We start from the raw sequence: 23,011 nt of genomic DNA, 5'->3' as shown, positions 1-23,011 counted from the left end.
AGGAGACCGCCCCATGCAACGCCGCCAGTTCGCAGCGCAGGCCGCTGCCGTCATCACCGCCACGGCGCTCGCGCCGATGGCGTTCGCGCAGGAGCGCACGGTGCGCATCCTGATCGGCTTCCCGCCGGGCGGGTCGGCCGACGTGGTCGCGCGCATCCTGGCCGACAAGATGCGCGTGTCGCTCGGACAGAACGTCATCGTCGACAACAAGCCCGGCGCGGCCGGCCGGCTCGCGCTGGCCGAGCTCAAGCGCTCGCCGCCGGACGGCAGCGTGCTCATCTTCTCGCCCAGCGGCGCGATGGTGATCCACCCGTGGCTGTATTCGAACCTTGGCTACGACCCCGCGAAAGACTTCACGCCGATCGCGCTCGGCAGCACCTTCGACTTCGCGGTCACGGCCGGACCGGGCGCGCCGGCGGGCGACCTGAAGGCGGTGCTGGCCTGGATGAAGGCCAACCCGGGCAAGGCCAACTACGCGACCTCGGGCGCCGGCACGGTGCCGCACTTCGCGGGCCAATTGCTGGCGCAGGCCTCGGGCGTGCCGATGACGCACGTCGCCTACCGCGGCGGCGCGCCGGCCGCGCAGGACCTCATCGGCGGACAGGTGCCGCTGATGGTGGACACCGCCTCGGAAACCATCGAGCACCACCGCGCGGGCAAGGTCCGCATCCTCGCGGTGACGGGCGAAAAGCGCAGCCGCGCGCTGCCCGACGTGCCGACGCTGAAGGAGGCCGGCATCAACGTGACGGCCGATGCCTTCTTCGGGTTGTACGGCCCGCCGGGCATGTCGCCCGAACTGGTCGCGCGCATCGACAAGGCCGTGGCCGACGCGCTGCGCATGCCCGATGTGCAGGAAAAGATCTACGCGCTGGGGCTCGTGCCGGCGCATGCGGGGCCGGCGGAACTCGCCGCCATTCAGGCGACCCATCTGAAACGGTGGGAACTGCCGATCAAGAACTCGGGGTTCAAAGCCGAGTCCTGAGGCGCCCGTATTTCTCCCTCCCCTTCCGGGGGAGGGCAGGGGTGGGGGCAAGCGGCGTATCCATCGCCAGCTGCTTGTCAAAGGCCGCGTGCCCCCATCCCAGCCTTCCCCCGGAAGGGGAAGGAGCAAGACCGTCAGACCTGCCCGCTGAGTTCCTTTGCAGCGGCGCGCACAGGTTCGACGTAGCGTTCGTCATACCGATGCGTCGGCATCGTCAGCGTGACCGCCGCGGCCAGGCCGCCATCCGCATGGAACACCGGCGCCGAGATGCCCGCCAGCTCGGCCGTGCGGTCGCCCACCAGCGCGCAATAGCCTTGCGCGCGGATCGCGTCGTACAGCTTGCGTTCCTTCGCGCCGCGCGGCCGTTCGGCCTCGGGCCCGAAGGCGATCAGCACGCGCGCGCCCGCGCCCCGGTCGTTGGGCAGCAGGTCGCCCGCGCGCACGTGGTCGCGCACCACGTGCGAGGAGTCGACGCGGAACTGGCACAGCCGCACCCAGCTGTCGCCCTGGTCCTGCCGCACGTGGTACGCCGCGCTTTCGCCGGTGGCGGCGGCGAGCGTGCGCAGCACCGGCAGCACGAGGCGGTCGAGCGACTGCGACGCCGCGTACAGCCCGTGCAGCCGCGCGATCTCCAGCCCCAGCGCGTAGCGCCCGTCGTCCTGCCGACGGATCAGCCGCGCGTGTTCGAGCGAAGCCAGCAGCCGCAGCACCGTGCTCTTATAGAGCTGCGTGCGCTCGGCGAACTGCGCGAGCGACAGCGCCTCGTCGCCGGGCCGGAAGGCCGACAGCAGGCTCAGCGCGCGGTCGACCGCGGCGGCGCCGCCGGGGGCGGCGTTGAGGTCGGACACCGATTCGGTCTGGGCTTTGCGGGGCATGGCGTGGCTTGACAGTCGGCGGGCTTGCCGATTTAATTCTGTTTAACGGAATATAGTTCTGCAAGATAGAACAGTCAAGAAAGAACCCGATGACCTCCCCCGACGTTCTCATCAGCGAGGTCGGTCCGCGCGACGGCCTGCAGTCCGTGAAGGCCTCCATGCCCACGGCCGACAAGCTGCGCTGGATCGATGCGCTGCATGCCGCCGGCCTGCGCGAGATCGAGGTCGCCTCGTTCGTGCCCGCGAAGCTGCTGCCGCAGATGGCCGACGCCGCCGAGGTGGTGCGCCATGCCATCACGCTGCCCGGCCTCGTGGTGATGGCGCTGGTGCCCAACCGCAAGGGCGCGCAGGCCGCGCTCGAGGCGGGCGTGCACAAGCTCACGATGCCGGTGTCGGCCAGCGTGGCGCATTCGCTGGCCAACGTGCGCAAGACGCCGACCGAGATGGTCGAGGAGGTGCGCGCCATCGCCGAACTGCGCGGCGCCCTCGCGCCGCAGGTGAAGCTCGAAGCGGGCATCTCCACCGCCTTCGGCTGCACGCTGCAGGGCTTGGTGCCGGAAGACGACGTGATCCGCCTGGCCGTGCAGTGCGTCGAGGCCGGCGCGCAGGAGGTCGGCCTGTCGGACACCGTGGGCTACGCCAACCCCGCGCAGGTGCGCCGCCTCTTCAAGCGGCTGCGCGCCGAACTCGGCGTGCACGCGGGCGCGGCCCACATGCACAACACGCGCGGCCTGGGCATCGCCAATTGCCTGGCCGCGTGGGACGAGGGCGTGCGCACCTTCGACGCCTCGCTCGGCGGCCTCGGCGGCTGCCCGTATGCGCCGGGCGCGTCGGGCAATGCGGTCACCGAAGACCTCGTCTTCATGTTCGAGGCCATGGGCGTGCGCACCGGCATCGACATCGACACACTCATCGCGGCGCGCGCGCCGCTCAAGGCCGGCCTGCCCGGCGAGCCGGTCTACGGCATGACGCCCGAAGCCGGCCTGCCCAAGGGCTTTGTCCAGGAAACCATCCCTCATGTCTGAAGCCAATCCCTTGCCCTACGCGGGCGTGCGCGTCGTCGAGTTCACCCACATGGTCATGGGCCCGACCTGCGGCCTGCTGCTGGCCGACCTGGGCGCCGAGGTCATCAAGGTCGAGCCCATCGAGGGCGACAACACGCGCCGCCTGCTGGGTTCGGGCGCGGGCTTCTTCCCGACCTTCAACCGCAACAAGAAGAGCATCGCGCTCGACCTGAAGAAGCCCGAAGGCGTGGAGGCCGCGCTGCGCCTGATCGCCACCGCCGACATCGTGAGCGAGAACTTCAAGCCCGGCACGATGAAGAAGCTGGGGCTCGATTACGACACGCTCGCCAAGCTCAACCCGCGCCTCATCTACGTGAGCCACAAGGGATTTTTGCCCGGCCCGTACGACCACCGCACGGCGCTGGACGAGGTGGTGCAGATGATGGGCGGCCTGGCCTACATGACCGGCCGCGCGGGCGATCCGCTGCGCGCGGGCACCAGCGTGAACGACATCATGGGCGGCATGTTCGGCGCCATCGGCGCCATGGCCGCGCTGCGCCAGCGCGATCTCACGGGCAAGGGCTGCGAGGTGCAGTCGGCGCTGTTCGAGAACAACGTGTTCCTCGTCGCGCAGCACATGATGCAGTTCGCCGCCACCGGCAAGGCCGCCGACCCGATGCCCAGCCGCATCTCGGCCTGGGCCGTGTACGACGTGTTCACGGTGAAGGACGGCGAGCAGATCTTCCTGGCGGCGGTCAGCGACAAGCAGTGGGCCATCTTCTGCAAGGCCTTCGGCCTCGAGGAGATGCTGGCCGATCCGCGCCTGAAGACCAACAACGACCGCGTGCGCGCACGCGACTGGATGATGCCGATCCTGCGCTCGCACCTCGCCAACCACAGCGCGGCCGAACTCAGCGCGGTGTTCGAGCAGAACGAGCTGCCCTTCGCGCCCATCACCAAGCCGCAGGAGCTGTTCGACGACCCGCACCTGAACGCCACCGGCGGCCTCGCGCCCGTGCGCATGAACGACGGCCACATGGCCAAGGTGCCGCTCGCGCCGTTCACGCTGGGCGGCGAACGCCCCGGCATCCGGCTGCAGCCGCCGCACATCGGCGAGCACAGCGCGGCGCTGCTGAAGGAAGTGGGCTACAGCGACGGCGACATCGCCGCGCTGCGGGCGCAAGGCGTCACGGCTGGCGACTGATCTTCGGTGGCGGGCGATATAGTTCCCGCGCCATGGACCGCCTCAAGCAGCTCGAATCCTTTGTCTCGGTCGCGACCCGCGGCAGCCTCACCGCGGCGGCCAAGGCAGAAGGCGTGGCGCCCGCGATCATGGGCCGTCGCATCGACGCGCTCGAAGAGCGCCTGGGCGTCAAGCTGCTGGTGCGCACCACGCGCCGCATCGCGCTCACGCACGAAGGCAGCGCCTTTCTCGAAGACTGCCAGCGCCTCTTGACCGAGTTCGCGAACGCCGAGGCCAGCGTGAGCGCCGGCGGCGTGAAGGCCAGCGGCCACCTGCGCGTGACCGCGCCGGCCGGCTTCGGCCGCCGCCACGTCGCGCCGCTGGTGCCGCGCTTTCATGCGCTGCATCCCGAGGTGACGATCTCGCTGAACCTCAGCGACCGCGTGGTCGACGTCACGGGCGAGAGCTTCGACTGCGCCGTGCGCGTGGGCGACCTGCCCGACTCGTCGCTGGTGAGCGTGCGCCTGGCCGACAACCGCCGCCGCTGCGTCGCGACGCCCGAGTTCCTGCGCCGCCACGGCGCGCCCAGGCACCCCGGCGAGCTGTCGCGCTTTGCCTGCCTCACGTTGTCGAGCGATGCCTCGCAGACGCGCGGCTGGGCCTTTCGCATTACCAGCGAGGAGGGCGTGCAGGAACTCATCCACCTGCGCCCCAGCGGCCCGCTCGACTGTTCCGACGGCCAGGTGCTGCACGACTGGTGCCTGGCGGGCCACGGCATCGCCTGGCGCAGCACCTGGGAGGTCGAGGCCGAGATCGACGCCGGCCTGCTCGTGCCCTTGCTCGACGACTTCGCCGCGCCGCCCAACGGCATCTATGCGGTGTTCACAGGCACCAAGCACCTGCCGCTGCGCGTGCGACTGTGGCTTGATTTCCTCAAAGCGCAGTACGGGCAGCCGGAATTCTGGGGCGGGCGGTCCTGAAAGCGTGACCGGGCGGCACAATGCTTTTTGCATTTGCTTGCAACCCCGATGAAGAAAGTTTCCGATGACCCTCGAAGCCATCCTCGCCTACCTGCATCTGTTGGCCATCCTCACGATGGTCGTGTTCATCTCCAGTGAAGCTGCGCTGTGCCGCGTGCAATGGCTCAATGCCGCCGTGGTCGAGCGGCTGGCCAAGGTCGACATGGTCTACGGCATTGCCGCCATCGCGGTGCTGGCCACCGGCATCGCGCGCACCTGGTGGGGCGTGAAGGGCACGGCCTGGTACTGGACCAACCCGCTGCTGCACGTGAAGCTCACGCTGTTCATCATCGTGGGCGTGCTGTCGATCTTCCCGACGCTGACCTACTTCCGCTGGCGCAAGACGCTGCGCGCCACGGGCAAGCTGCCTGCGGAGGCCGACATCCTGAAGACGCGCAAGCTGGTGATGATCCAGGCGCACCTGATCGCGCTGATCCCGCTGGTGGCGGTGTTTCTGGCGCGCGGCTTCGGCAAGTAATCAATACAAAGACAAAAAGAAAAGGCCCGCATGAGCGGGCCCCTTCGGGAGTAACAAATGTCAGCGCCGCAGACCGGCGCCGCGCCGGATCAGGCCTTGGCCGCGTCGGCTTCGCACTTCTTCATGAAGCTGTTCTTGGCGGCACCGGCCAGGGCCTTGCCGTTCTTGTCGAGGGCCTTGGCGGCGCAGGCGGGTCCGGCGGCGGCCTTGTTGCACTTCTTCATGAAGCTGTTCTTGGCGGCGCCGGCCAGGGGCTTGCCGTTCTTGTCGATGGCCTTGGCATCGCAGCTGGCGCCACCGGCGGGTGCAGCCGCGGCGGCAGGGGCTGCCGCAGGTGCGGCGGCGGCGGCGGGGGCCACGACCGGTGCGGGTGCCTTGTCCTGCGCGTAGGCGCTGAACGACAGGCAGGCGCCGAGCGCGACGGTGGAGGCGACCAGGGAAAGGAGCTTCTTCATGGTGGATATGTCCTTGCAAGGTTGGGTTGTGACAGACGCCCCGCCTTGGGGCCGACCATCCTAACGGGCGACATCGCCCATCGGATGACGATCGTTAACTGGGTCCGGGTTTGCCCCCGGTAAAATTCACAGATGCTATTGGTCAAACAGGAGCTGCTCGCGGCGCTCGCGAACACGCTCGAAACCCTCTCTCCCGGCGCCGGCGCCAAAGCCGCGTTCGAGTCGCCCAAGGTGGCGGCGCACGGCGATTTCGCCAGCACCGCTGCCATGCAGCTCGCCAAGCCGCTGGGGCGCAAGCCCCGCGAACTGGCCGAGGAACTGAGCGCTGCGCTGCTCGCCACCCCCGCTTTCGGCCAATGGGTCGAGGCCATCGAGATCGCCGGCCCCGGCTTCCTCAACATCCGCCTGAAGGCTGCCGCCAAGCAGCAGATCGTGCGCGAGGTGCTGGCCGCCGGCGAAACCTTCGGCCAGCAGCCCGCCACCGGCGAAAAGGTGCTGGTCGAGTTCGTCTCGGCCAACCCGACCGGTCCGCTGCACGTCGGCCACGGCCGCCAGGCCGCGCTGGGCGACGCCATCTGCAACCTGCAGGCTTCGCAGGGCCAGAGCGTGTGGCGCGAGTTCTATTACAACGACGCCGGCGTGCAGATCCAGACGCTGGCCAACAGCACGCAGCTGCGCGCCAAGGGCTTCAAGCCCGGCGACGCCGAGTGGCCCAGCGGCGAAAAGGCCCCGGCCTACAACGGCGACTACATCGCCGACATCGCCGAGGACTTCAAGGCAAAGAAGACCGTCAAGTCGGACGACCGCGAGTACACCGCCAGCGGCGACATCGACGACCTGGACAGCATCCGCGAATTCGCCGTGGCCTACCTGCGCCGCGAGCAGGACCTGGACCTGCAGGCCTTCCGCGTGCGCTTCGACAACTACTACCTCGAGTCCAGCCTCTACACCAGCGGCCGCGTCGAGGCGGCCGTGGCCAAGCTCGTGGCCGCCGGCAAGACCTACGAACAAGACGGCGCGCTGTGGCTGAAGTCGACCGACTACGGCGACGACAAAGACCGCGTGATGAAGAAGCAGGACGGCACGTACACGTACTTCGTGCCCGACGTCGCGTACCACATCGCCAAGTGGAAGCGCGGTTTCCACAAGGTCGTGAACATCCAGGGCACCGACCACCACGGCACCATCGCGCGCGTGCGCGCCGGCCTGCAGGCCGCGGGCGAAGGCATTCCCGAGGGCTACCCCGACTACGTGCTGCACACCATGGTGCGCGTCATGAAGGGCGGCGAAGAGGTCAAGATCAGCAAGCGCGCCGGCAGCTACGTCACGCTGCGCGACCTGATCGAGTGGACCAGCACCGATGCCGTGCGCTTCTTCCTGCTCAGCCGCAAGCCCGATACGGAATACACCTTCGACGTCGACCTCGCGGTCACCAAGAACAACGACAACCCCGTGTACTACGTGCAGTACGCCCACGCGCGCATCTGCTCGGTGCTCGCGGCCTGGGGCGGCGACGTGGCCGCGCTCAAGGCGGTCGACCTGTCGCCGCTGGACAGCCCGGCGGCCCAGGCGCTGATGCTGCTGCTGGCCAAGTACCCGGCCATGCTGACAGCGGCGGCGAAGGATTTCGCCCCGCACGACGTGACTTTCTACCTGCGCGAACTCGCGGCCAGCTACCACAGCTACTACGATGCCGAGCGCATCCTGGTGGACGACGAGCCGGTCAAGCTGGCGCGTCTCGCACTCGTCGCAGCGGCCGCGCAGGTGCTGCACAATGGCCTCGCGATCCTCGGCGTCAGTGCGCCGAACAAGATGTGAATCACCCTCTGAACATGAAGAAGACAAGCAGACAACGCGGCAACATCGTCATCGGGCTGATCATCGGCCTGGTGCTCGGTCTGGGCGTCGCCCTGGGCATCGCGGTCTACGTCACCAAGGTGCCGATCCCGTTCGTCAACAAGACGCAACGCGGCGGTGCCGAGCAGGACGAAGCCGAAGCCCGCAAGAACCGCGACTGGGACCCGAACGCACCGCTGGCCGGCAAGGCCGGCGCGCCCAAGCCGGCGGCCACGCCACCGGCCGCCACGGCCACCGGCCCGGTGAACCCGATCACCGGCGCCCCCGTCACCGCGGCACCGGGCACGGCGCCCACCACCGTCACCCCGCCGGTCACCGCCCCCGCCCCCGTGGTGGTGGCGCCCAAGCCGGCACGCCCCGCGCCGGTGCCGGCCGAAGCCAACGCGCTGCCGCCGTCTAACGATCCGCTGGGCGACCTTGCCCGGGCCCGCGCAGGCGGCAGCACGACCACCGCGTCCGCTGCGCCGAGCCACACGGCCGCCGCACCGTCGCCGTCGGGTGCCGATCCCTTCATGTACTTCGTGCAGGCCGGCGCCTTCCGCACCACCGACGACGCCGAGGCGCAACGCGCCAAGCTGTCGCTGATGGGCGTCGAGGCCAAGGTCACCGAACGCGAGCAGGCCGGTCGCACGGTCTACCGCGTGCGCGCCGGCCCGTTCAACAAGAAGGACGACGCCGACCGGCTCAAGGAACGGCTCGACGGCGGCGGTCTCGAATCGGCGCTGGTGCGCGTGCAGCGCTGACCGACGCTTTTCTTGAACAGCCATTAAGCTCTCGCCCGCGCGGCATTCGCCGCACGCGTTTGTCAATTCCAGCGCCTCGGTCGCGCCGCCCACGGGGAACTCCCGGCGGCGCGCCGGCTCTGTACTGCGGTACCCACAGGAGAATCTTTTCCATGAAACGTCGTGACTTTTCGCTGGCCGCCACTTCGATCGGGCTGCTTTCGCTGGCTGCCGTTCCGGCACACGCCCAGCGCGCCCCCAAGGCCGGCTCCGATTTCCTCGTGCTCGACAAGCGCGTGCCCGTCGATGCATCCGCCGGCAAGGTCGAGGTGGTCGAGTTCTTCTCGTACAACTGCCCGCACTGCAACGACTTCGAGCCCTCGCTCGAAGCCTGGGTCAAGGCAGCCCCGAAGGAAGTGGCGTTCCGCCGCATCCCGGTGCCTTTCGTGGGCAACGACGTCGAAGCCAAGCAGCGCCTGTACTTCACGCTCGAAGCCATGGGCAAGCTGGAGGAATACCACCCGAAGGTGTTCGCTGCGATCCACGCACAGCGCCAGAACCTGAACGGCGAAGCCAACATCCAGGCCTGGGCCGAGCGTGCCGGCCTCGACGGCGCCAAGTTCAAGGAAACATTTGCGTCCTTCGGCGTGGCCAGCAAGGCCCGTCGCGCGTCGCAGCAGACCGAGGCCTACAAGGTCGCCGGCGTGCCGGCCCTGGCCGTGGCAGGCCGCTGGTATGTCGACGGCGAAACCGCCGGCAGCATGGCCAAGGTGCTGCAGGTTGCGACTTTCCTGATCGGCGAAGCCAAGAAGGGCTGACCGACCCGGCGACCTGCTTTCCTGGTCGAACGCAAGGCCCGCTTCGGCGGGCTTTTTCATTGGCGGCGGTGGTCAATCACCGTCCCACGCATACAATGTTTCAGAGCAAGTTTCGTGCCTTTATGACATTGCCCTCCATCCCCACATTCCCCACCCTTCGTCGCCTCGGCCGCCTGGCCTTCGGCGCGCTGTTGCTGGCCGGAGCCGCCTCCGGCGCCCTGGCTGAAACCGCCGACCGCACCAAGCCGATGAACATCGAGTCCGACTCGATGCGCTACGACGACCTGAAACAGACCAGCGTGTTCACCGGCAACGTGCTGGTCACGAAGGGCACGATCATCATCCGCGGTGCGCGGCTGGACGTGCGCCAGGACGCCGAGGGCTACCAGTACGGCGTGGTCACGGCGGCGCCCGGCAAGCTGGCCTATTACAAGCAGAAGCGCAACGCCGGCGACGAGTGGATCGAGGGCGAGTCGGAAGTCATCGAGTACGACAGCCGCGCCGACAACGTCAAGTTCATCCGCCGCGCCGTCATGCGCCGCCTGATCGGCGCCACGGCCAACGACGAGAGCAGCGGCGCGCTGATCGTCTACGACCAGAGCAACGACACCTACACCGTCAACGGCTCCCTCGTGCCGCCGAACGCCGGCGTCTCGGCGGGCGGTGGCGGTCGCGTGAAGGCCATCCTCACGCCGAAGGCCACGCCGGCCCCGGCGGCGCCCGGCGCTGCACCGGCGGCCGGCGGCAAGAAGCCCGCGGCCCCGGCGCCCACCCCCGCGCCCGGCGCCGGGCTGCGCTCGAGCACCACGCTGGGCGGCACCGAAGGGGAAGGGCGCAAGTGATCGAAACCGCAGGAACCCCGCCCGCCGACGGCGTCCCGGGCAGCCGCCTCGTGGCGCGCGGCCTCAAGAAGAGCTATGGCAGCCGCACGGTCGTGAAAGACGTCTCGCTCGATGTGCAAAAGGGCGAGGTCGTCGGACTGCTCGGCCCCAACGGCGCCGGCAAGACCACGTCGTTCTACATGATCGTCGGGCTGGTGCGCGCCGACGCCGGCGAGATCACCATCGACGGCGAGCCCATCGCCCACATGCCGATCCACCGCCGCGCGCGCATGGGCCTGAGCTACCTGCCACAGGAAGCCTCGATCTTCCGCAAGCTCACGGTCGAGGAAAACGTGCGTGCCGTGCTCGAGCTGCAGCGCGAGCCCGACGCCAACGGCCGTCTGGTGGCGCTGTCCAAGCAGCACATCGACGAGCGCCTGACCGACCTGCTGGCCGACCTGCGCGTGGACCATCTGCGCGATTCGCCTGCGCTCGCACTGTCGGGCGGCGAGCGCCGCCGCGTCGAAATCGCGCGCGCGCTGGCCACCCAGCCGCGCTTCATCCTGCTGGACGAGCCCTTCGCCGGCATCGACCCGATCGCGGTGATCGAGATCCAGCGGATCATCAGCTTCCTGAAGGAACGTGGCATCGGCGTGCTCATCACCGACCACAACGTGCGTGAAACGCTGGGCATCTGCGATCACGCGTTCATCATCAGCGACGGGCACGTGCTGGCACAAGGCACACCCTCGGAGATCGTCGACAACGCCGAGGTACGCAGGGTGTACCTGGGCGAGCACTTCCGCATGTAAGGGAGGGTCGGGTCTCCATGAAGCAAGGGCTGTCCCTTCGCGTCTCGCAGCATCTGGCGCTGACGCCACAGCTGCAGCAGTCCATTCGCCTGCTCCAACTCTCCACGCTCGAGCTGAGCCAGGAGGTCGAGCAGATGCTGGACGAGAACCCGTTCCTCGAACGCACCGCGGAAGAAGCGGCGCGCGAGGAGTTCGGGCTCGATGCTGTCGACACGCCCGTGCCGCGCGACGAGGGCGGTGAAACCGGCGAAGGCGATTTCGCCCCGGCGCCGACCAGCAGCGCGACGACCACCACCAGCGAAACCACGTCCACGCCCGACTCCGATGGCCCCGCCGCCGAGATCACCGAGCGCGAGCCCGACTGGGAAGGCGACGGCACCGTCGAGATGGCGCCCGACGACAGCGAGTGGGGCAGCGATGCACCCGCGCGCCAGAACAACCTGGGCGACGACGAGCGTGCCGACGCCACCGAGCTTGCGCGCAGCCAGGAGTCGCTGCAGTCGTTCCTGCACCGCCAGGCGCTGAGCCTGCGGCTCAACGAAAACGACTGTGCCGCGCTGCGCTTCCTGATCGAATCGCTCAACGACGACGGCTACCTCGAAGACTCGCTGCCCGCATTGGCCTCGGGCCTGGCGGGCGACGACAACGACCAGTTCGACGACCTCGTGCACCATTTCCAGGTGGCGCTCGGCCTGCTGCAGAGCCTGGAGCCGGCGGGCGTCGGCGCGCGCGACCTCGGCGAATGCCTGAGCATCCAGCTGAAGGCGCTCGCCAGCGAAGACGAGACCGAGGCCGAAGCGCTCATCCGCAAGACCGCCATCGCGATCTGCAAGCAGCCGATGGAGCTGCTCGCGCGGCGCGACTTCAAGCGCCTGGCCACGCTCACGCGCACGAACGAAGAGCTGGTGCGCTCGGCGCTGCAGATCATTGCGCGCCTGGAGCCCAAGCCGGGCCGGCGCTTTGTGGACGTCGAACGCAACATCGTCATTCCCGACGTGATCGTCACCAAGACCGGGCGCGGCACGAACGTGAAGTTCCGCGTCATGCTCAACCCCGAGGTCATGCCGCGCCTGCGCGTGCACGACATCTACGCCGGTGCGCTCAAGTCGCACAAGGGCGAGGGCAGCCAGGCGCTGTCGCAGCGGCTGCAGGAGGCGCGCTGGTTCATCAAGAACATCCAGCAGCGCTTCGACACCATCCTGCGCGTGAGCAACGCCATCGTCGAGCGGCAGAAGAGCTACTTCGTGCACGGCGAACTCGCGATGCGCCCGCTGGTGCTGCGCGAGATCGCCGACGAGCTGGGCCTGCACGAATCGACCATCTCGCGCGTGACCACCGCCAAGTACATGTCGACGCCCTTCGGCACGGTCGAGCTCAAGTACTTCTTCGGTTCGGCGCTGGGCACCGAGACCGGCGGCAACGCGTCGAGCACGGCAGTGCGCGCGCTGATCAAGCAGTTCGTGAGTTCCGAGAGCATCAAGAAGCCGCTGTCCGACAGCCAGATCTCCGAGATGCTGAAAGAGCAGGGCATCGAGTGCGCGCGCCGCACCGTCGCCAAGTACCGCGAGGCGCTGCGCATCGCGCCCGCCAACCTGCGCAAAGCTCTGTAGAAAGCCCACGATGACCCGTCGCCTGCTGTCGCGCTGGGGGCATTGGGTCTTCGCCCTCGTGGCTGCATCGCTGTTCGCCGGTTGTGCCACCTTGCCCGACGAGGCGCCGCGCCCGCCCACCAAGGCCATCGCCGTCTCGGCCGACACCGCGCTCGGCAAGATCGCGCTGGCCTCGCAGCCCGACCCCGACCTCAGCGGCTTTCGCCTGATGCCCGGCGGCGACTTCGCCTTCGACACGCGGCTGCAGCTGGCGCGCCGCGCGCAGCGCACGCTCGACGTGCAGTACTACCAGATCGAGAACGACGAGACCGGCCGCTACCTGCTGCGCACCCTGCGCGATGCGGCCCAGCGCGGCGTGCGCGTGCGCCTGTTGATGGACGACCTCTACACGTCCGGCGAAGACGAGCTGCTGCTCGGCCTGGCCGCCACGCCGAACGTCGAGCTGCGTCTGTTCAACCCGTTTCCGGCGGGGCGCGGCAGCCTGCTCAAGCGCTTCACCGCGTCACTGTTCGACTTCAGCCGCGTCAACCGCCGCATGCACAACAAGCTCTTCATCGCCGACGGCGCGATGGCGGTGGCGGGCGGGCGCAACATCGGCAACCAGTACTTCCGCCGCACCACCGGCCCGAACTTCATCGACCTCGACACCTTCGTCACGGGCGCGCTGATCCCGCGCCTGGGCGTGCTGTTCGACCAGTACTGGAACAGCCCGCACGTGCGCCCGATCGGCGCGGTCGTGCACACCGACCTGCCGCGCGAGGAACTGCAGCGCCGCTTCGACGCCGCCACCGGCCCCGACACCACGCCGCCGCCGCCCAGGCCCGCGCCCAACGACCTGCTGGGCTACAGCCCGGTGGCCGACGACCTCGACGCCGGCAAGCTCGGCCTGATCTGGACCACCGCCGAGGCGTATGCCGATTCACCCGACCGCGTGATCGGCAAGACCGCGTCGTACGGCGGCGTGCCGCTGCTCGACGTGGACAGCGTGCGCTACAACGTGGTCGAGCAGATGCGCCGCGCGCGCAGCGAGGTGACGCTGGTCTCGCCCTACCTGATCCCGGGCGCGTCGGGGCTGGAGGTGATGCGCGAGATCCGCGGGCGCCACGTGAAGATCAGCGTGGTCACCAACTCGCTCGCCGCCACCGACGAGCCGCTGGTGCACACCGCCTACCGCCGCTACCGCGCCGACATGCTCGCGCTGGGCGCCGAGCTGCACGAGCTGAGTTCCGCGCGCACGCGGCGCAGCGTGCGCCTCGGTTTGTTCGGCACGTCGGTGGGGCGGCTGCACGCCAAGTCGGCGGTGATCGACCAGCGCATCCTGTTCGTCGGCTCGATGAATTTCGATCCGCGCTCCGAGGTCCACAACACCGAGATCGGCCTGTTCATCCGCAGCCCCGAGATGGCGCAGCAGACCCTGAAGCTGCTCGACGTGCTCAAGCAGCAGGGCGCCTACCGGCTGCGCTTTGCCGAAGGCGCCGATGCGGGCGCCACCGGCTCGCGGCGCATCGAGTGGGTCAGCGAGGAAGGCGGCAAGACCACCGTGCTGCACGAAGAGCCCGACTCGGGCTTCTGGGACCGCACCATGCTCGAGCTGCTGGCGCCGCTCACGCCCGAGAGCCTGCTCTAGGGCCTCAGGTGCCGCGCATGGCCGACCACACCAGCCGCAGGCCCAGCAGTCCCATCACGCCGCCGGCGGCGCGGTCGATCCAGGTCTTGTAGCGCAGGTAGGCCGCGCGTGGCGCGGCCGAGGACAGCGCCAGCGCGACGATCGCGTACCAGCCCGTCTCGATGCAGAAGATCACGGCCGGCACCGCGAGCGCCAGCACCAGCGGCACCTCGCGCGGCAGGAAGGCCGCGAAGATGCTCGCGTACACCACCGCCGTCTTCGGGTTGCTGACCTGCGTGGCCAGGCCGAGCAGGAAGGTGCGTCCGCTGCGGCCTTGCTGGCGCGGCGAGGCGTCCGTGTCGGGCGTGATCGCGAGCGGCTGACGCGCGCCGCGCCAGATGCGAAAGCCCAGGTAGATCAAATAGGCGCCGCCGAAGGCCTTGATCGCGAGGTACAGCCCCGGCACCGCGAGGAACGCCGCCTGCAGGCCGGCCAGCGCCGCGATGGAGAAGGCCAGCCCGCCGGCGCCCATGCCCAGGGCCGCCGCCAGCCCGTCGCTGCGCGAGGCCACGGCCGTGCGCGCCACCATCACGAAGCTCGGGCCCGGGCTCATCGCGCCCACGGCCATGGCGCCGGCGATGCCGAGCAGGGAAAGGGTGGTGTCCATCATCGCGTGGCTCCTTGCGTCGTCGTCATTGCTGCACGTTCACGGCTTCGACCTGCACCAGCAGCTTCACCTTGTTCTCGAAGCCGAAGTTCAGGCCCCAGGTGATGCCCCAGTCGCTGCGCTGCACGGTGGCTTCGAAGTCGCCGCCGCAGACCTGGCGGTTGATGAGCGGGTTCAGGTAGCAGTTGAAGCGCACGGCCTTCAGCGTCACCGGCTTGGTCTGGCCCATGAGTGTGAGCGTGCCGGGCACGTCGGTCACCTTGTCGCCGCTGAAGTCGATGCGCTCGGCCACGAAGCGGCCGGTGGGGAATTCGGCGACGTTGAAGAAGTCCTTGCTCTGCACGTGGCGGTTGAGCAGGTCGACGCCGGTGTTGATGGAGCTGATGTCCATCGTGATGTCGACCTTGCCGCTGGCGCCGGTGCCGTCGATCTGCACCGAGCCGTCCTTGGTGCTGAAGCGGCCGCGGTTGGTGGTGGTGCCGTAGTGGCCCATCTCGTACATGACGAAGGTGTGGGTCGGGTCGATCACGTAGCTCGCATTTTTGGCCGGCCCGCCCGCGGGCTTGGCGGCCAGCGGCGGCGCCGTGTATTCCTGGGCCGTGGCGGCCAGGGGCAGGGCCGCGCCCGCGCACAGGGCCGCGGCGAAGAGGAGCTTGTTCATGGCAAGGGAAGAAGGATGCATGGGAAATGAAATCGTCGTCACAGCGGCCCGAGGCCCGCGAGCGTCAGCTTGAAGCGCACCTGCACCTCGTTGCCGACCACCGAGGTGTCGGTCCATTCGCCGTCGCCCACCTTGTAGTCGAGCCGCTGGATCGTGAGGGTGCCCGTGGCGACCGAATACGCGCCGCCCGACGACACGATGCTCACGGGCACCGTCACGTACTTGCTGACGCCCTTGATGGTGAGCTTGCCGGCCATCTCGAAGCGGCCCTCGCCCAGCGCCTTGATGGCGCTCGAGCGGAAGCTAGCCTGCGGGAAATGCGCGGTGTCGAACCAGGTCGGCTTGGGCAGCTCGGCATCGCTCATGGGCACGCCGAAGCCAGCGCTGGCGGTGTCGATCTGCAGCACGACCGATCCGCCCTCGGGCTTCTTCGGGTCGAAGGCGACCTGCGCGTCGAAGCGCTTGAAGCTGCCTTCCACCGGCACGCCCATCTGCTTGCTGACGAAGGCGATCTGGCTCTTCTCGGGCACCAGTTTCGCGGTGGTGGCCGGCAGGGGCTCGGCCGCGGCGTGCAGCGCGAGGCCGAGGAGGGCGGCGGTGCCCCACAAAAGACGGGTCGTCATCCGGCGGATTCCTTGCGTGGCGCGGGCCACATGCGTTGCAACAGACCGTCGTGGTCGATCCAGTGGTGCTTGAGCGCCGCCGCCACGTGCAGCAGCGTGACGCCGGCCAGCAGGAAGGCGCTGCGCTGGTGCAGCGGCTTGAGCACGGCCTCGGCGAAGTCCTTGTCGACCGCGACCAGGTCGGGCAGCGGCAGCAGGCCGAACCACACGACCGGCACGCCCATGCCCGAGCTGTAGGCCCAGCCGAACAGCGGGACCGCGAAGAACAGCAGGTACATCAGCGCATGGCTGATGCGGTGGGCGGCCCGCTGCCAGGCCGGCATGGCCGCCAGCACCCGCGCCGACAGCGGCGGCGGGCGGTGCGTGAGGCGCCACAGCAGCCGCAGCGCCGACAGCAGGAGGATGGTGATGCCGGCCCACTTGTGCCAGCTGTAGAGCTTCAGGCGCTGCGGCGAGAAGGGCAGGCCCGTCATGTAGAGCCCCACGCCGAGCGAGCCGACGATCATCGCCGCGAGCAGCCAGTGCAGGGCCATCGCGACCCGCCCGTAGCGGGGCTCGCGCAGGGCGGCGGCGCCAACGGCAGGGGCGGAAAGTGGTTCGACGGGCATCGGGGCAGGGGCGGCGGCGGCCTGTGCGCGGAGCATAGCTCGGAAGCGATGACACCGCAGCGGGGCCGGCCCGCGCCGAGCGCTACGACGGCGACGGCGGTTGTTGTTGCTGCTGCTGCTGGGCCCGCAGCAGCACGCGCCGCAGCGCGTCCGGCTGCACCGGCTTGCGCAGCGCATGCCAGCCGCGCGCGGCGGCCAGCTGCTGCGTGGCTTCGGTGATGTCGGCCGAGATCAGCGCGATCGTCAGCGCGGGCTTGCGCTGTGCCAGCCGCTCGGCCAGCGCGATGCCGTTGAACGCGCCGGGCAGGCGGATGTCGCACAGCGCCGCGTCGAGCGCGTCCAGGTCGGCCAGCGCGAGCGCCTCGGCGGCGCTGGCGTAGATGCGCGGCGCCACGTGCCAGTGCCGCAGCAGCGCCGAGAGGCTGTCGGCCACCACGATGTTGTCCTCGACCACCAGCACCGCGAGGCCGGGGCGCAGCACGGCATCGGCGTCGGGCTCGTCCAGCGCCACCGCGGGCGCGGGGGCCGGCACGGCCGCCGCACCGGGGCGGGCCGCCGGCAGCTCGAAGCTGAAGACCGAGCCCTTGCCCGGCGCCGAACGCAGCGCGACCTCGATGCCCAGCTGCCCCGCCAGCCGCCGCACGATCGCCAGCCCCAGGCCGTGGCCGTGCTGCAGGTTGCGCTCCACGTTGCCGACCTGCTCGAAGTCGTCGAACACGCGCGTCTGCGATTCGGCGGCGATGCCGATGCCGCTGTCGCGCACCTCGACGCGCCACGCGCGCCCAGTCTCTGTGCCGGGCCGGCGGCGCGCCCGCACGGCCAGCAGCACGCGCCCGCGCGGCGTGAACTTGAGGGCGTTGTCCAGCAGGTTGGAGAGCACGCGGCGCAGCGCCACCGCGTCGGTCCAGGCCACCGCATCGGCCGGGCAGCGCACCGCGACGCGGCCTTCGCCGGCCTGGCGCGCCAGCTCGTTCAGTAGCGGCGCCAGCGCCACCGCCGCCGGGCGCAGCGGATCGACCGCGGCCTCGATGCGGCCGATTTCGAGCAGCTGGTTGGTCAGGCCCTCGAGCGCCTGCTGCGCGCGCGAGAGCGAGGCCACCGTGTGCTGCACCGCCGCGCTGTCGGTGCCGTGCTGCAGCTGCTGGCGCAGCACCTCGGCCTGCAGCCCGATGGCCATCACCGGCTGGCGCAGGTCGTGGTTGGCCGCCGAGAAGAAGCGCAGCCGCTCGGCCTGGGCCTGCTCGGAGGCGCGCAGGCCGGCCAGCGCCTGTTCGCGCAGCGTGCGCTCGTTCAGGCGCAGGCCGATGTTCTCCTCGAGCTGGCGCGAATGGTCGGCCACCAGCTTCCACATCATCGCGGTCAGGCCGATGCCGATCACCGCGACGGCCATCATCACCGGCGCCCCGAGCCACAGGCCCGTGACGATCACCGGCGCCAGCAGCAGCGTGATGGCCAGCTGCGTGGCCGGCGTGTAGAACGACACCGAGAACGCCGACGACAGCGTCATGCCCATGAGGATGAGGCCCAGCAGCAGTTGCAGGTCGGGCCGCTCGGGGTTGAACAGCAGCACGCCCGCCAGGCCGTGCGCCAGCTCCCAGATGGCCGTGCGCAGCGTGTGCTGGCGCTGCGCGGCGCGCAGGGTGGCGGGGGTGAAGGGCTCGGGCAGGCGCTGCGGAAAGAAGCCGCGCATCACCGTGACCCCGGTGACCAGCGCCAGCCACACCAGCGCGCGCAGCGGCGAGAACTGCCAGGCGAAGAGCGCCGCCACGCCGCAGTTGAGCAGGTACTGCACCAGCAGCACCGGCCCGAGCGGGCGGATCGACAAGCGCAGCACTTCGCACTGGATCGCGAAGCGGTGGTCGCCGTCGCGGGCGTCTGCCGGGGGGGCCGCGGAGGCGGGGGTGGGCGTCATGGGCAAATCGACTATATAGAGAAGGCCCCAGCCCCGGCGACAATGGGGGCCCTTAGCGGGCTTCCCGATGGCCGACTTTCCGTGAACGATCTCTCATTTTTCCTGCCTTGCGCCGCCGGCGTCGAGGAATTCCTTGCCCAGGAGGTGCATGCCCTGACCGGCCGTGCCGGGCAGGACCTGCTCACCCTGCGTGGTGGCGTGCGCGTGCGCGCCGACTGGCGCGACGGCCTCAAGCTCAACCTGCACAGCCGCCTCGCGCAGCGCGTGCTGGTCGAACTGGCCCATGGGCCGTACCGCAACGAGAACGACCTGTACGCCATCGCCAACGGCGTGGCCTGGGAGATCTGGTTCACGCCCAAGCAGACCTTCAAGATCGAGACCACGGCCCAGCACAGCCCGCTGCAGAGCCTGAACTTCGCCACCCTGCGCATCAAGGACGCCGTGGCCGACCGCTTCCGCGCCAAGGCCAACGGCGTGCGCCCGAGCATCGAGACCCAGTGGCCCGACTGCCGCATCTTTGCGCACCTGACCACCGACAGCTGCACGCTGTACATCGACACCTCGGGCGAGCCGCTGTTCAAGCGCGGCTGGCGCCAGGACAAGGGCGACGCCCCGCTGAAGGAAACCCTGGCCGCCGCCATGCTGGCCGCCAGCGGTTGGTGGAACCCCGAGACCGGCGAGGTCGCCAAGGCCCCGCTGTACGACCCCTGCTGCGGCAGCGGCACCATCGCCATCGAGGCCGCGCAGATCGCCAGCGGCATCGCGGCGGGCTCGCTGCGGCGCTTCGGCTTCGAGAAGCTGCTGCCGTTCCAGGCGCATGTCTGGGCGTCGATCCAGAAGGAAGCGGCCAACGCGCAGCATGCGAGCGCCATCGCCGTCTTCGGCTCCGACGTCTCGCACCGCATGGTCGACTTTGCCGAGCGCAACGCTGAACGCGCGGGCGTGGCCGGCGCCATCGAGTTCCGCGGCGGCGATGCCCTGCAGCGCATGCCGCCGGCCGAGGGCGGCGTGATCATGCTCAACCCGCCGTACGGCGAGCGCATCGAGGTCGGCGGCGTGGCGCGCTTCGGCGCCCGCGAGGCCGCCCAGACCCCGGGCGATGGCGAAGGCGGCGATGGCGGCGACTTCTTTCCGCAGCTCGCCACCCACTGGAAGAAGAACTACGCGGGCTGGACCGCCTGGGTGCTCACGCCCGACCTGAAGCTGCCCAAGCAGATGCGCCTGAAAGAGTCGCGCCGCGTGCCGATGTGGAACGGCCCGATCGAATGCCGGCTGTTCCGCTTCGACATGGTGCGGGGCTCGAACCGGGCCGCGCCGCCAGACGCGCCCACCTGAACTAACTCTGCAGCTTCAGGCCCGCGATCCCCAGGAAGATCAGCGCGATGCACACCAGCCGCAGCGGCGCGGCGCTTTCCTGGAAAAAGAAGATGCCGATCAGCGTGACGCCGATGGCGCCGATGCCGGTCCAGATCGCGTAGGCCGTCCCGACCGGCAGCGTCTTCATCGCGGCGGTGAGCAGCACGATGCTCGCCAGCGCGGCGCCCAGGCCCAGCGCGCCGGCGCCGGGGCGCTCCCAGCCCGCCGCGGCCTTCAGCGCGAGGGCCATCACGATCTCCACCAGTCCGGCGGCAAGCAGAAGAAGCCAGGCCATGGCGTTCGCTCCTTTCACAGCAGCTTGATGATGGCCACGCCGAGCAGCAGCACGGCCACGCCCGCCATGCGCAGGCCCGACACCGGGCGCTGCGGCAGCCGGAACCAGCCGTAGCGGTCGACGAACACCGACGCCACCTGCTGCCCCGCCACCGTCAGCCCGACCGCGGCCGCGGCGCCGATGGCCGGGATCGCCGTGAACACCGTCGTCACATAGGCCGCGCCCGCAAAACCGCCGAGCCAGCCCCACCACGGCATGCCGCGCAGCGCGGTGCCTTGCGGTGCCGCGGCCGCGGGCGCACGCCGGAACAGCGTGACCAGCAGCAGCGCCAGGGCCATCGCCAGCGTCGCCACGAAGAAGCTCACCGCGCCCACCGCGAAGGGCGCGCCCAGGTCCTGCCGCAGCAGGCCGTTGACCACGCCCTGCACCGGCAGCACCGCGCCGGCCAGCAGCGCCAGCACGATCCAGTCGGCCTTGCCCGCCAGCGCCTGGCGCAGGCTGCCGGCCTGCCCGGCGACGATGGCCCCGGCCCCGAGCAGCACCGCCAGCGTGCCGCCGGCCATGGCCGGTGTCAGCGCCCTCGGTGCCACGCCGAGCAGGCCGAAGGTGTCGAGCGCGAACGAGGCCAGCATCTGCCCTGCGATGAACAGGCCGACCGCCACCACCGCGCCCAGGCGCGGAAACAGCAGGATGGTCGAGACCACGTAGAAGGCGCTGGCCGTGCCGCCGATCACGTGCCACCACGGCACGCCCGGCAGGCCGGCCAGCGCCGTCAGCGTGCCCGTGGCGAGCGCCACCGCCAGCAGGGCCAGCGTGCCGACCGACAGCTGCAAGGTCGTGGCGGTGAACGGGCTGCCCGTGGCCTTGGAGAGCTGGGCGTTGGCGCCGGCCTGCACCGCGAGCAGGCCCCCGGCGACGAGCGAGGCGGGAATGAAAAACGCGTCCATGGTGGTTCGACCTCCGTGTGATGTGGATGCGGGGCGGGTGAGTCGCGGCCCCTTGCGGACGACTGTAGGATCCGCACGTTTGCAAAGCCATTCGAAAAAATCGCATCCGGGGTATGCATCAATGCAGGACACAGACTGGGACGACTTTCGCGTGTTCCTGGCCGTCGGCCAGGCCGGCTCGCTCTCCGGCGCCGCGCGCCAGCTGGGCGTGAACCACTCCACCGTGCTGCGGCGCCTGGGCGCGCTCGAGGCGCGCATGGCGGTGCGCCTGTTCGACCGCCTGCCCGCCGGCTATGCGATGACGCTGGCCGGCGAGGCGCTGCGCGAGCGCCTGCAGGGCGTGGGCGAGCAGATCGACGCCGCGCAGCGCCACCTCATGGGGCTCGACCTGCGGCTGACCGGCGTCATCCGCATCACCAGCACCGACACCTTCATGGCCGGGCTGCTCGGGCCGATCCTGGCGGACTTCCGGGCGCTGCACCCGGGCATCGAGCTGCAGGTGGTGATGAACAACCTCTTCCTGAGCCTCACCAAGCGCGAGGCCGACGTGGCGATCCGCCCGACCAATGCCCCGCCGGACCATCTGGTCGGGCGCCGGGCCGGGCGCCTGCAGACGGCGGTGTACGCGTCGAAGGCCTACCTCGCGAAGCACCCGGCGACGACCCCGCTAGACCAGCACGACTGGGTCGCGCCCGACGAAGGCCTGTCGCACCTGCTGCAGGCCAAGTGGCTGCGCGAGCAGGTGCCGCCGGCGCGGATCGCGGTGCGCGTCGACAGCCTCGTCGGAATGACGCAGCTCGTGAAGCGCGGCCTGGGCCTGGGCATGCTCCTGTGCATGCTGGCCGATGCGGAAGACGAGCTGGTGCAGGTCGAGCCGCCAAGGGAGGCGCTCGACACGCAGGTCTGGGTGCTGACGCATCCCGACCTGAAAGAGGTCGCGCGGATCAAGGCCTTCACCGACTTCGCCTACGCGCGGCTCGTCGCCGACGCGAAGGTGCAGGCGATGCCCTCAGGGCGGCCGGCGGCCCGCTAGAAGCCCGGGCGCCGCATGGTGCAACATCGGCGATAGACAGATTTCACGCGACCCATGACCTTGCCAGCCTCCGACCTCGTCGTCATCGACACCAACATCGCCCTCGACCTGCTGGTCTTCGAAGACCCGGCCTGGGCGCCGCTGGTCGACGACCTCGCGCGCGGCGCGCTGCGCTGGCTGGCCACGCCCGCGATGCGCAGCGAACTGGAACGCGTGCTGGGCTACCCGTTGATCGCCCGGCGCATGGCGCAGCGCGAGCTGACGATTCCGGTGGTGCTCGCGGATTTCGATGCGCGCGTGCAGCTGGTGACCGAGGTGCCGGCGCGCGCGCCCTGCGTGTGCAGCGACCCGGACGACCAGGTGTTCATCGATCTATCCGTGGCGCACGGGGCGCAGCTGTTCAGCAAGGACAAGGCGGTGCTGTCGATGAAGAAGCGGCTGGCGCTGCGCGGGGTGGCGGTGCGCTCGGCGCTGGTGGGATAGGCCTGACACCTCCTCGCACGGCGAGGGAGGTGTTTGACCATTGTTATCAGTGTGATCGCGAGGCGACTCGCAAACTGCGCGACCTGTTTTCCTCCCAAGGAAGTCGCCGATGCCGCGCACGCTGTCTGTTTCTTCTGCTGCGATCCCTGTTGTTCTTGGTCAGGCTGCACTGGTGCCCGTGCGG

The 23,011-nt window shown here is 69.7% G+C and carries 24 protein-coding genes; 15 read left to right on the top strand and 9 right to left on the bottom strand.

Annotated features, from left to right (window positions below):
• Window positions 1–13: 13 nt before the first annotated feature.
• Entirely contained in the window at window positions 14–982 is a 969-nt protein-coding gene (locus tag AC3WQM_RS29135; protein ID WP_492683455.1) for a Bug family tripartite tricarboxylate transporter substrate binding protein, read from the top strand.
• A gap of 134 nt (window positions 983–1,116) precedes the next feature.
• Here AC3WQM_RS29135 and AC3WQM_RS29130 read toward each other — a convergent pair whose 3' ends face one another.
• Window positions 1,117–1,857, bottom strand: a complete 741-nt coding sequence (locus tag AC3WQM_RS29130; protein ID WP_492683454.1) for an IclR family transcriptional regulator — start codon at window positions 1,855–1,857, stop codon at window positions 1,117–1,119.
• An 89-nt stretch (window positions 1,858–1,946) separates the two neighbouring features.
• Between AC3WQM_RS29130 and AC3WQM_RS29125 the strand changes: the two genes are divergently transcribed.
• From AC3WQM_RS29125 to AC3WQM_RS29110, 4 genes are all read left to right on the top strand, one after another.
• Window positions 1,947–2,882: a hydroxymethylglutaryl-CoA lyase gene (locus AC3WQM_RS29125; protein WP_492683453.1), complete on the top strand. Its 936-nt coding sequence runs from the start codon at window positions 1,947–1,949 to the stop codon at window positions 2,880–2,882.
• Complete coding sequence (locus AC3WQM_RS29120) at window positions 2,875–4,065, top strand: CaiB/BaiF CoA transferase family protein (protein ID WP_492683452.1); 1,191 nt, start codon at window positions 2,875–2,877, stop codon at window positions 4,063–4,065. Before AC3WQM_RS29125 ends, AC3WQM_RS29120 begins: the two co-directional genes overlap by 8 nt.
• Window positions 4,066–4,097: 32 nt before the next feature.
• Window positions 4,098–5,024: a LysR family transcriptional regulator gene (locus AC3WQM_RS29115; protein WP_489059970.1), complete on the top strand. Its 927-nt coding sequence runs from the start codon at window positions 4,098–4,100 to the stop codon at window positions 5,022–5,024.
• 64 nt (window positions 5,025–5,088) lie between these two features.
• Window positions 5,089–5,541: a DUF2214 family protein gene (locus tag AC3WQM_RS29110; RefSeq protein WP_056584391.1), complete on the top strand. Its 453-nt coding sequence runs from the start codon at window positions 5,089–5,091 to the stop codon at window positions 5,539–5,541.
• A gap of 89 nt (window positions 5,542–5,630) precedes the next feature.
• Here AC3WQM_RS29110 and AC3WQM_RS29105 read toward each other — a convergent pair whose 3' ends face one another.
• Entirely contained in the window at window positions 5,631–5,996 is a 366-nt protein-coding gene (locus AC3WQM_RS29105; RefSeq protein ID WP_139702177.1) for a hypothetical protein, read from the bottom strand.
• A 132-nt stretch (window positions 5,997–6,128) separates the two neighbouring features.
• Here AC3WQM_RS29105 and argS point away from each other — a divergent pair, with 132 nt between their 5' ends.
• From argS to AC3WQM_RS29070, 7 genes are all read left to right on the top strand, one after another.
• The gene (argS, locus tag AC3WQM_RS29100; protein ID WP_492683451.1) at window positions 6,129–7,814 is read left to right on the top strand and encodes an arginine--tRNA ligase; all 1,686 of its coding nucleotides are present in this window, start codon (window positions 6,129–6,131) and stop codon (window positions 7,812–7,814) included.
• 14 nt (window positions 7,815–7,828) lie between these two features.
• A complete protein-coding gene (locus tag AC3WQM_RS29095) occupies window positions 7,829–8,596 on the top strand; it encodes an SPOR domain-containing protein (protein ID WP_159278746.1) in 768 nt (255 codons plus the stop codon).
• 152 nt (window positions 8,597–8,748) lie between these two features.
• Window positions 8,749–9,393, top strand: coding sequence for a thiol:disulfide interchange protein DsbA/DsbL (locus AC3WQM_RS29090; RefSeq protein ID WP_492683450.1), 645 nt, complete (start codon window positions 8,749–8,751; stop codon window positions 9,391–9,393).
• Window positions 9,394–9,515: 122 nt separating this feature from the next.
• Entirely contained in the window at window positions 9,516–10,235 is a 720-nt protein-coding gene (gene lptA, locus AC3WQM_RS29085) for a lipopolysaccharide transport periplasmic protein LptA (protein ID WP_492683449.1), read from the top strand.
• The gene (gene lptB / locus AC3WQM_RS29080; protein ID WP_099794768.1) at window positions 10,232–11,026 is read left to right on the top strand and encodes an LPS export ABC transporter ATP-binding protein; all 795 of its coding nucleotides are present in this window, start codon (window positions 10,232–10,234) and stop codon (window positions 11,024–11,026) included. The genes lptA and lptB overlap by 4 nt, the downstream gene beginning before the upstream one ends.
• Before the next feature lie 17 nt (window positions 11,027–11,043).
• A complete protein-coding gene (gene rpoN, locus AC3WQM_RS29075) occupies window positions 11,044–12,636 on the top strand; it encodes an RNA polymerase factor sigma-54 (RefSeq protein ID WP_492683448.1) in 1,593 nt (530 codons plus the stop codon).
• A 10-nt stretch (window positions 12,637–12,646) separates the two neighbouring features.
• Window positions 12,647–14,263, top strand: coding sequence for a phospholipase D family protein (locus tag AC3WQM_RS29070; RefSeq protein WP_492683447.1), 1,617 nt, complete (start codon window positions 12,647–12,649; stop codon window positions 14,261–14,263).
• 4 nt (window positions 14,264–14,267) lie between these two features.
• Here AC3WQM_RS29070 and AC3WQM_RS29065 read toward each other — a convergent pair whose 3' ends face one another.
• The 5 genes from AC3WQM_RS29065 to AC3WQM_RS29045 all read right to left on the bottom strand — a co-directional run bounded on the left by AC3WQM_RS29065 (window position 14,268) and on the right by AC3WQM_RS29045 (window position 18,713).
• A complete protein-coding gene (locus AC3WQM_RS29065; protein WP_492683446.1) occupies window positions 14,268–14,912 on the bottom strand; it encodes a LysE family translocator in 645 nt (214 codons plus the stop codon).
• Window positions 14,913–14,934: 22 nt separating this feature from the next.
• A complete protein-coding gene (locus AC3WQM_RS29060) occupies window positions 14,935–15,570 on the bottom strand; it encodes a YceI family protein (protein WP_492683445.1) in 636 nt (211 codons plus the stop codon).
• A gap of 38 nt (window positions 15,571–15,608) precedes the next feature.
• Entirely contained in the window at window positions 15,609–16,193 is a 585-nt protein-coding gene (locus tag AC3WQM_RS29055) for a YceI family protein (protein WP_095743358.1), read from the bottom strand.
• A complete protein-coding gene (locus tag AC3WQM_RS29050; protein WP_307587630.1) occupies window positions 16,190–16,801 on the bottom strand; it encodes a cytochrome b in 612 nt (203 codons plus the stop codon). The genes AC3WQM_RS29055 and AC3WQM_RS29050 overlap by 4 nt, the downstream gene beginning before the upstream one ends.
• 82 nt (window positions 16,802–16,883) lie before the next feature.
• The gene (locus AC3WQM_RS29045; RefSeq protein ID WP_492683444.1) at window positions 16,884–18,713 is read right to left on the bottom strand and encodes a sensor histidine kinase; all 1,830 of its coding nucleotides are present in this window, start codon (window positions 18,711–18,713) and stop codon (window positions 16,884–16,886) included.
• An 81-nt stretch (window positions 18,714–18,794) separates the two neighbouring features.
• Between AC3WQM_RS29045 and AC3WQM_RS29040 the strand changes: the two genes are divergently transcribed.
• A complete protein-coding gene (locus AC3WQM_RS29040; RefSeq protein ID WP_492683443.1) occupies window positions 18,795–20,048 on the top strand; it encodes a THUMP domain-containing class I SAM-dependent RNA methyltransferase in 1,254 nt (417 codons plus the stop codon).
• Between the two features lies 1 nt (window position 20,049).
• On the opposite strand, the gene AC3WQM_RS29035 is transcribed toward AC3WQM_RS29040, so the two are convergent.
• Both AC3WQM_RS29035 and AC3WQM_RS29030 read right to left on the bottom strand, forming a co-directional pair.
• Window positions 20,050–20,364 carry a DMT family transporter gene (locus AC3WQM_RS29035; RefSeq protein WP_492683442.1) on the bottom strand — a complete coding sequence of 105 codons (315 nt, stop codon included), beginning with the start codon at window positions 20,362–20,364 and terminating at the stop codon, window positions 20,050–20,052.
• Window positions 20,365–20,378: 14 nt separating this feature from the next.
• The gene (locus AC3WQM_RS29030; protein WP_492683441.1) at window positions 20,379–21,311 is read right to left on the bottom strand and encodes a DMT family transporter; all 933 of its coding nucleotides are present in this window, start codon (window positions 21,309–21,311) and stop codon (window positions 20,379–20,381) included.
• 121 nt (window positions 21,312–21,432) lie between these two features.
• Here AC3WQM_RS29030 and AC3WQM_RS29025 point away from each other — a divergent pair, with 121 nt between their 5' ends.
• Together AC3WQM_RS29025 and AC3WQM_RS29020 are read left to right on the top strand one after the other, a co-directional pair.
• Window positions 21,433–22,344: a LysR family transcriptional regulator gene (locus tag AC3WQM_RS29025; protein WP_492683440.1), complete on the top strand. Its 912-nt coding sequence runs from the start codon at window positions 21,433–21,435 to the stop codon at window positions 22,342–22,344.
• A gap of 54 nt (window positions 22,345–22,398) precedes the next feature.
• A complete protein-coding gene (locus AC3WQM_RS29020) occupies window positions 22,399–22,827 on the top strand; it encodes a PIN domain-containing protein (protein ID WP_489059944.1) in 429 nt (142 codons plus the stop codon).
• Window positions 22,828–23,011: the final 184 nt, after the last annotated feature.

Source organism: Variovorax sp. FW301-JW7, from assembly GCF_058788795.1.
The sequence above is the reverse complement of the archived record's forward strand: the minus strand, read 5'-3'. Positions and strand labels throughout refer to the sequence as shown.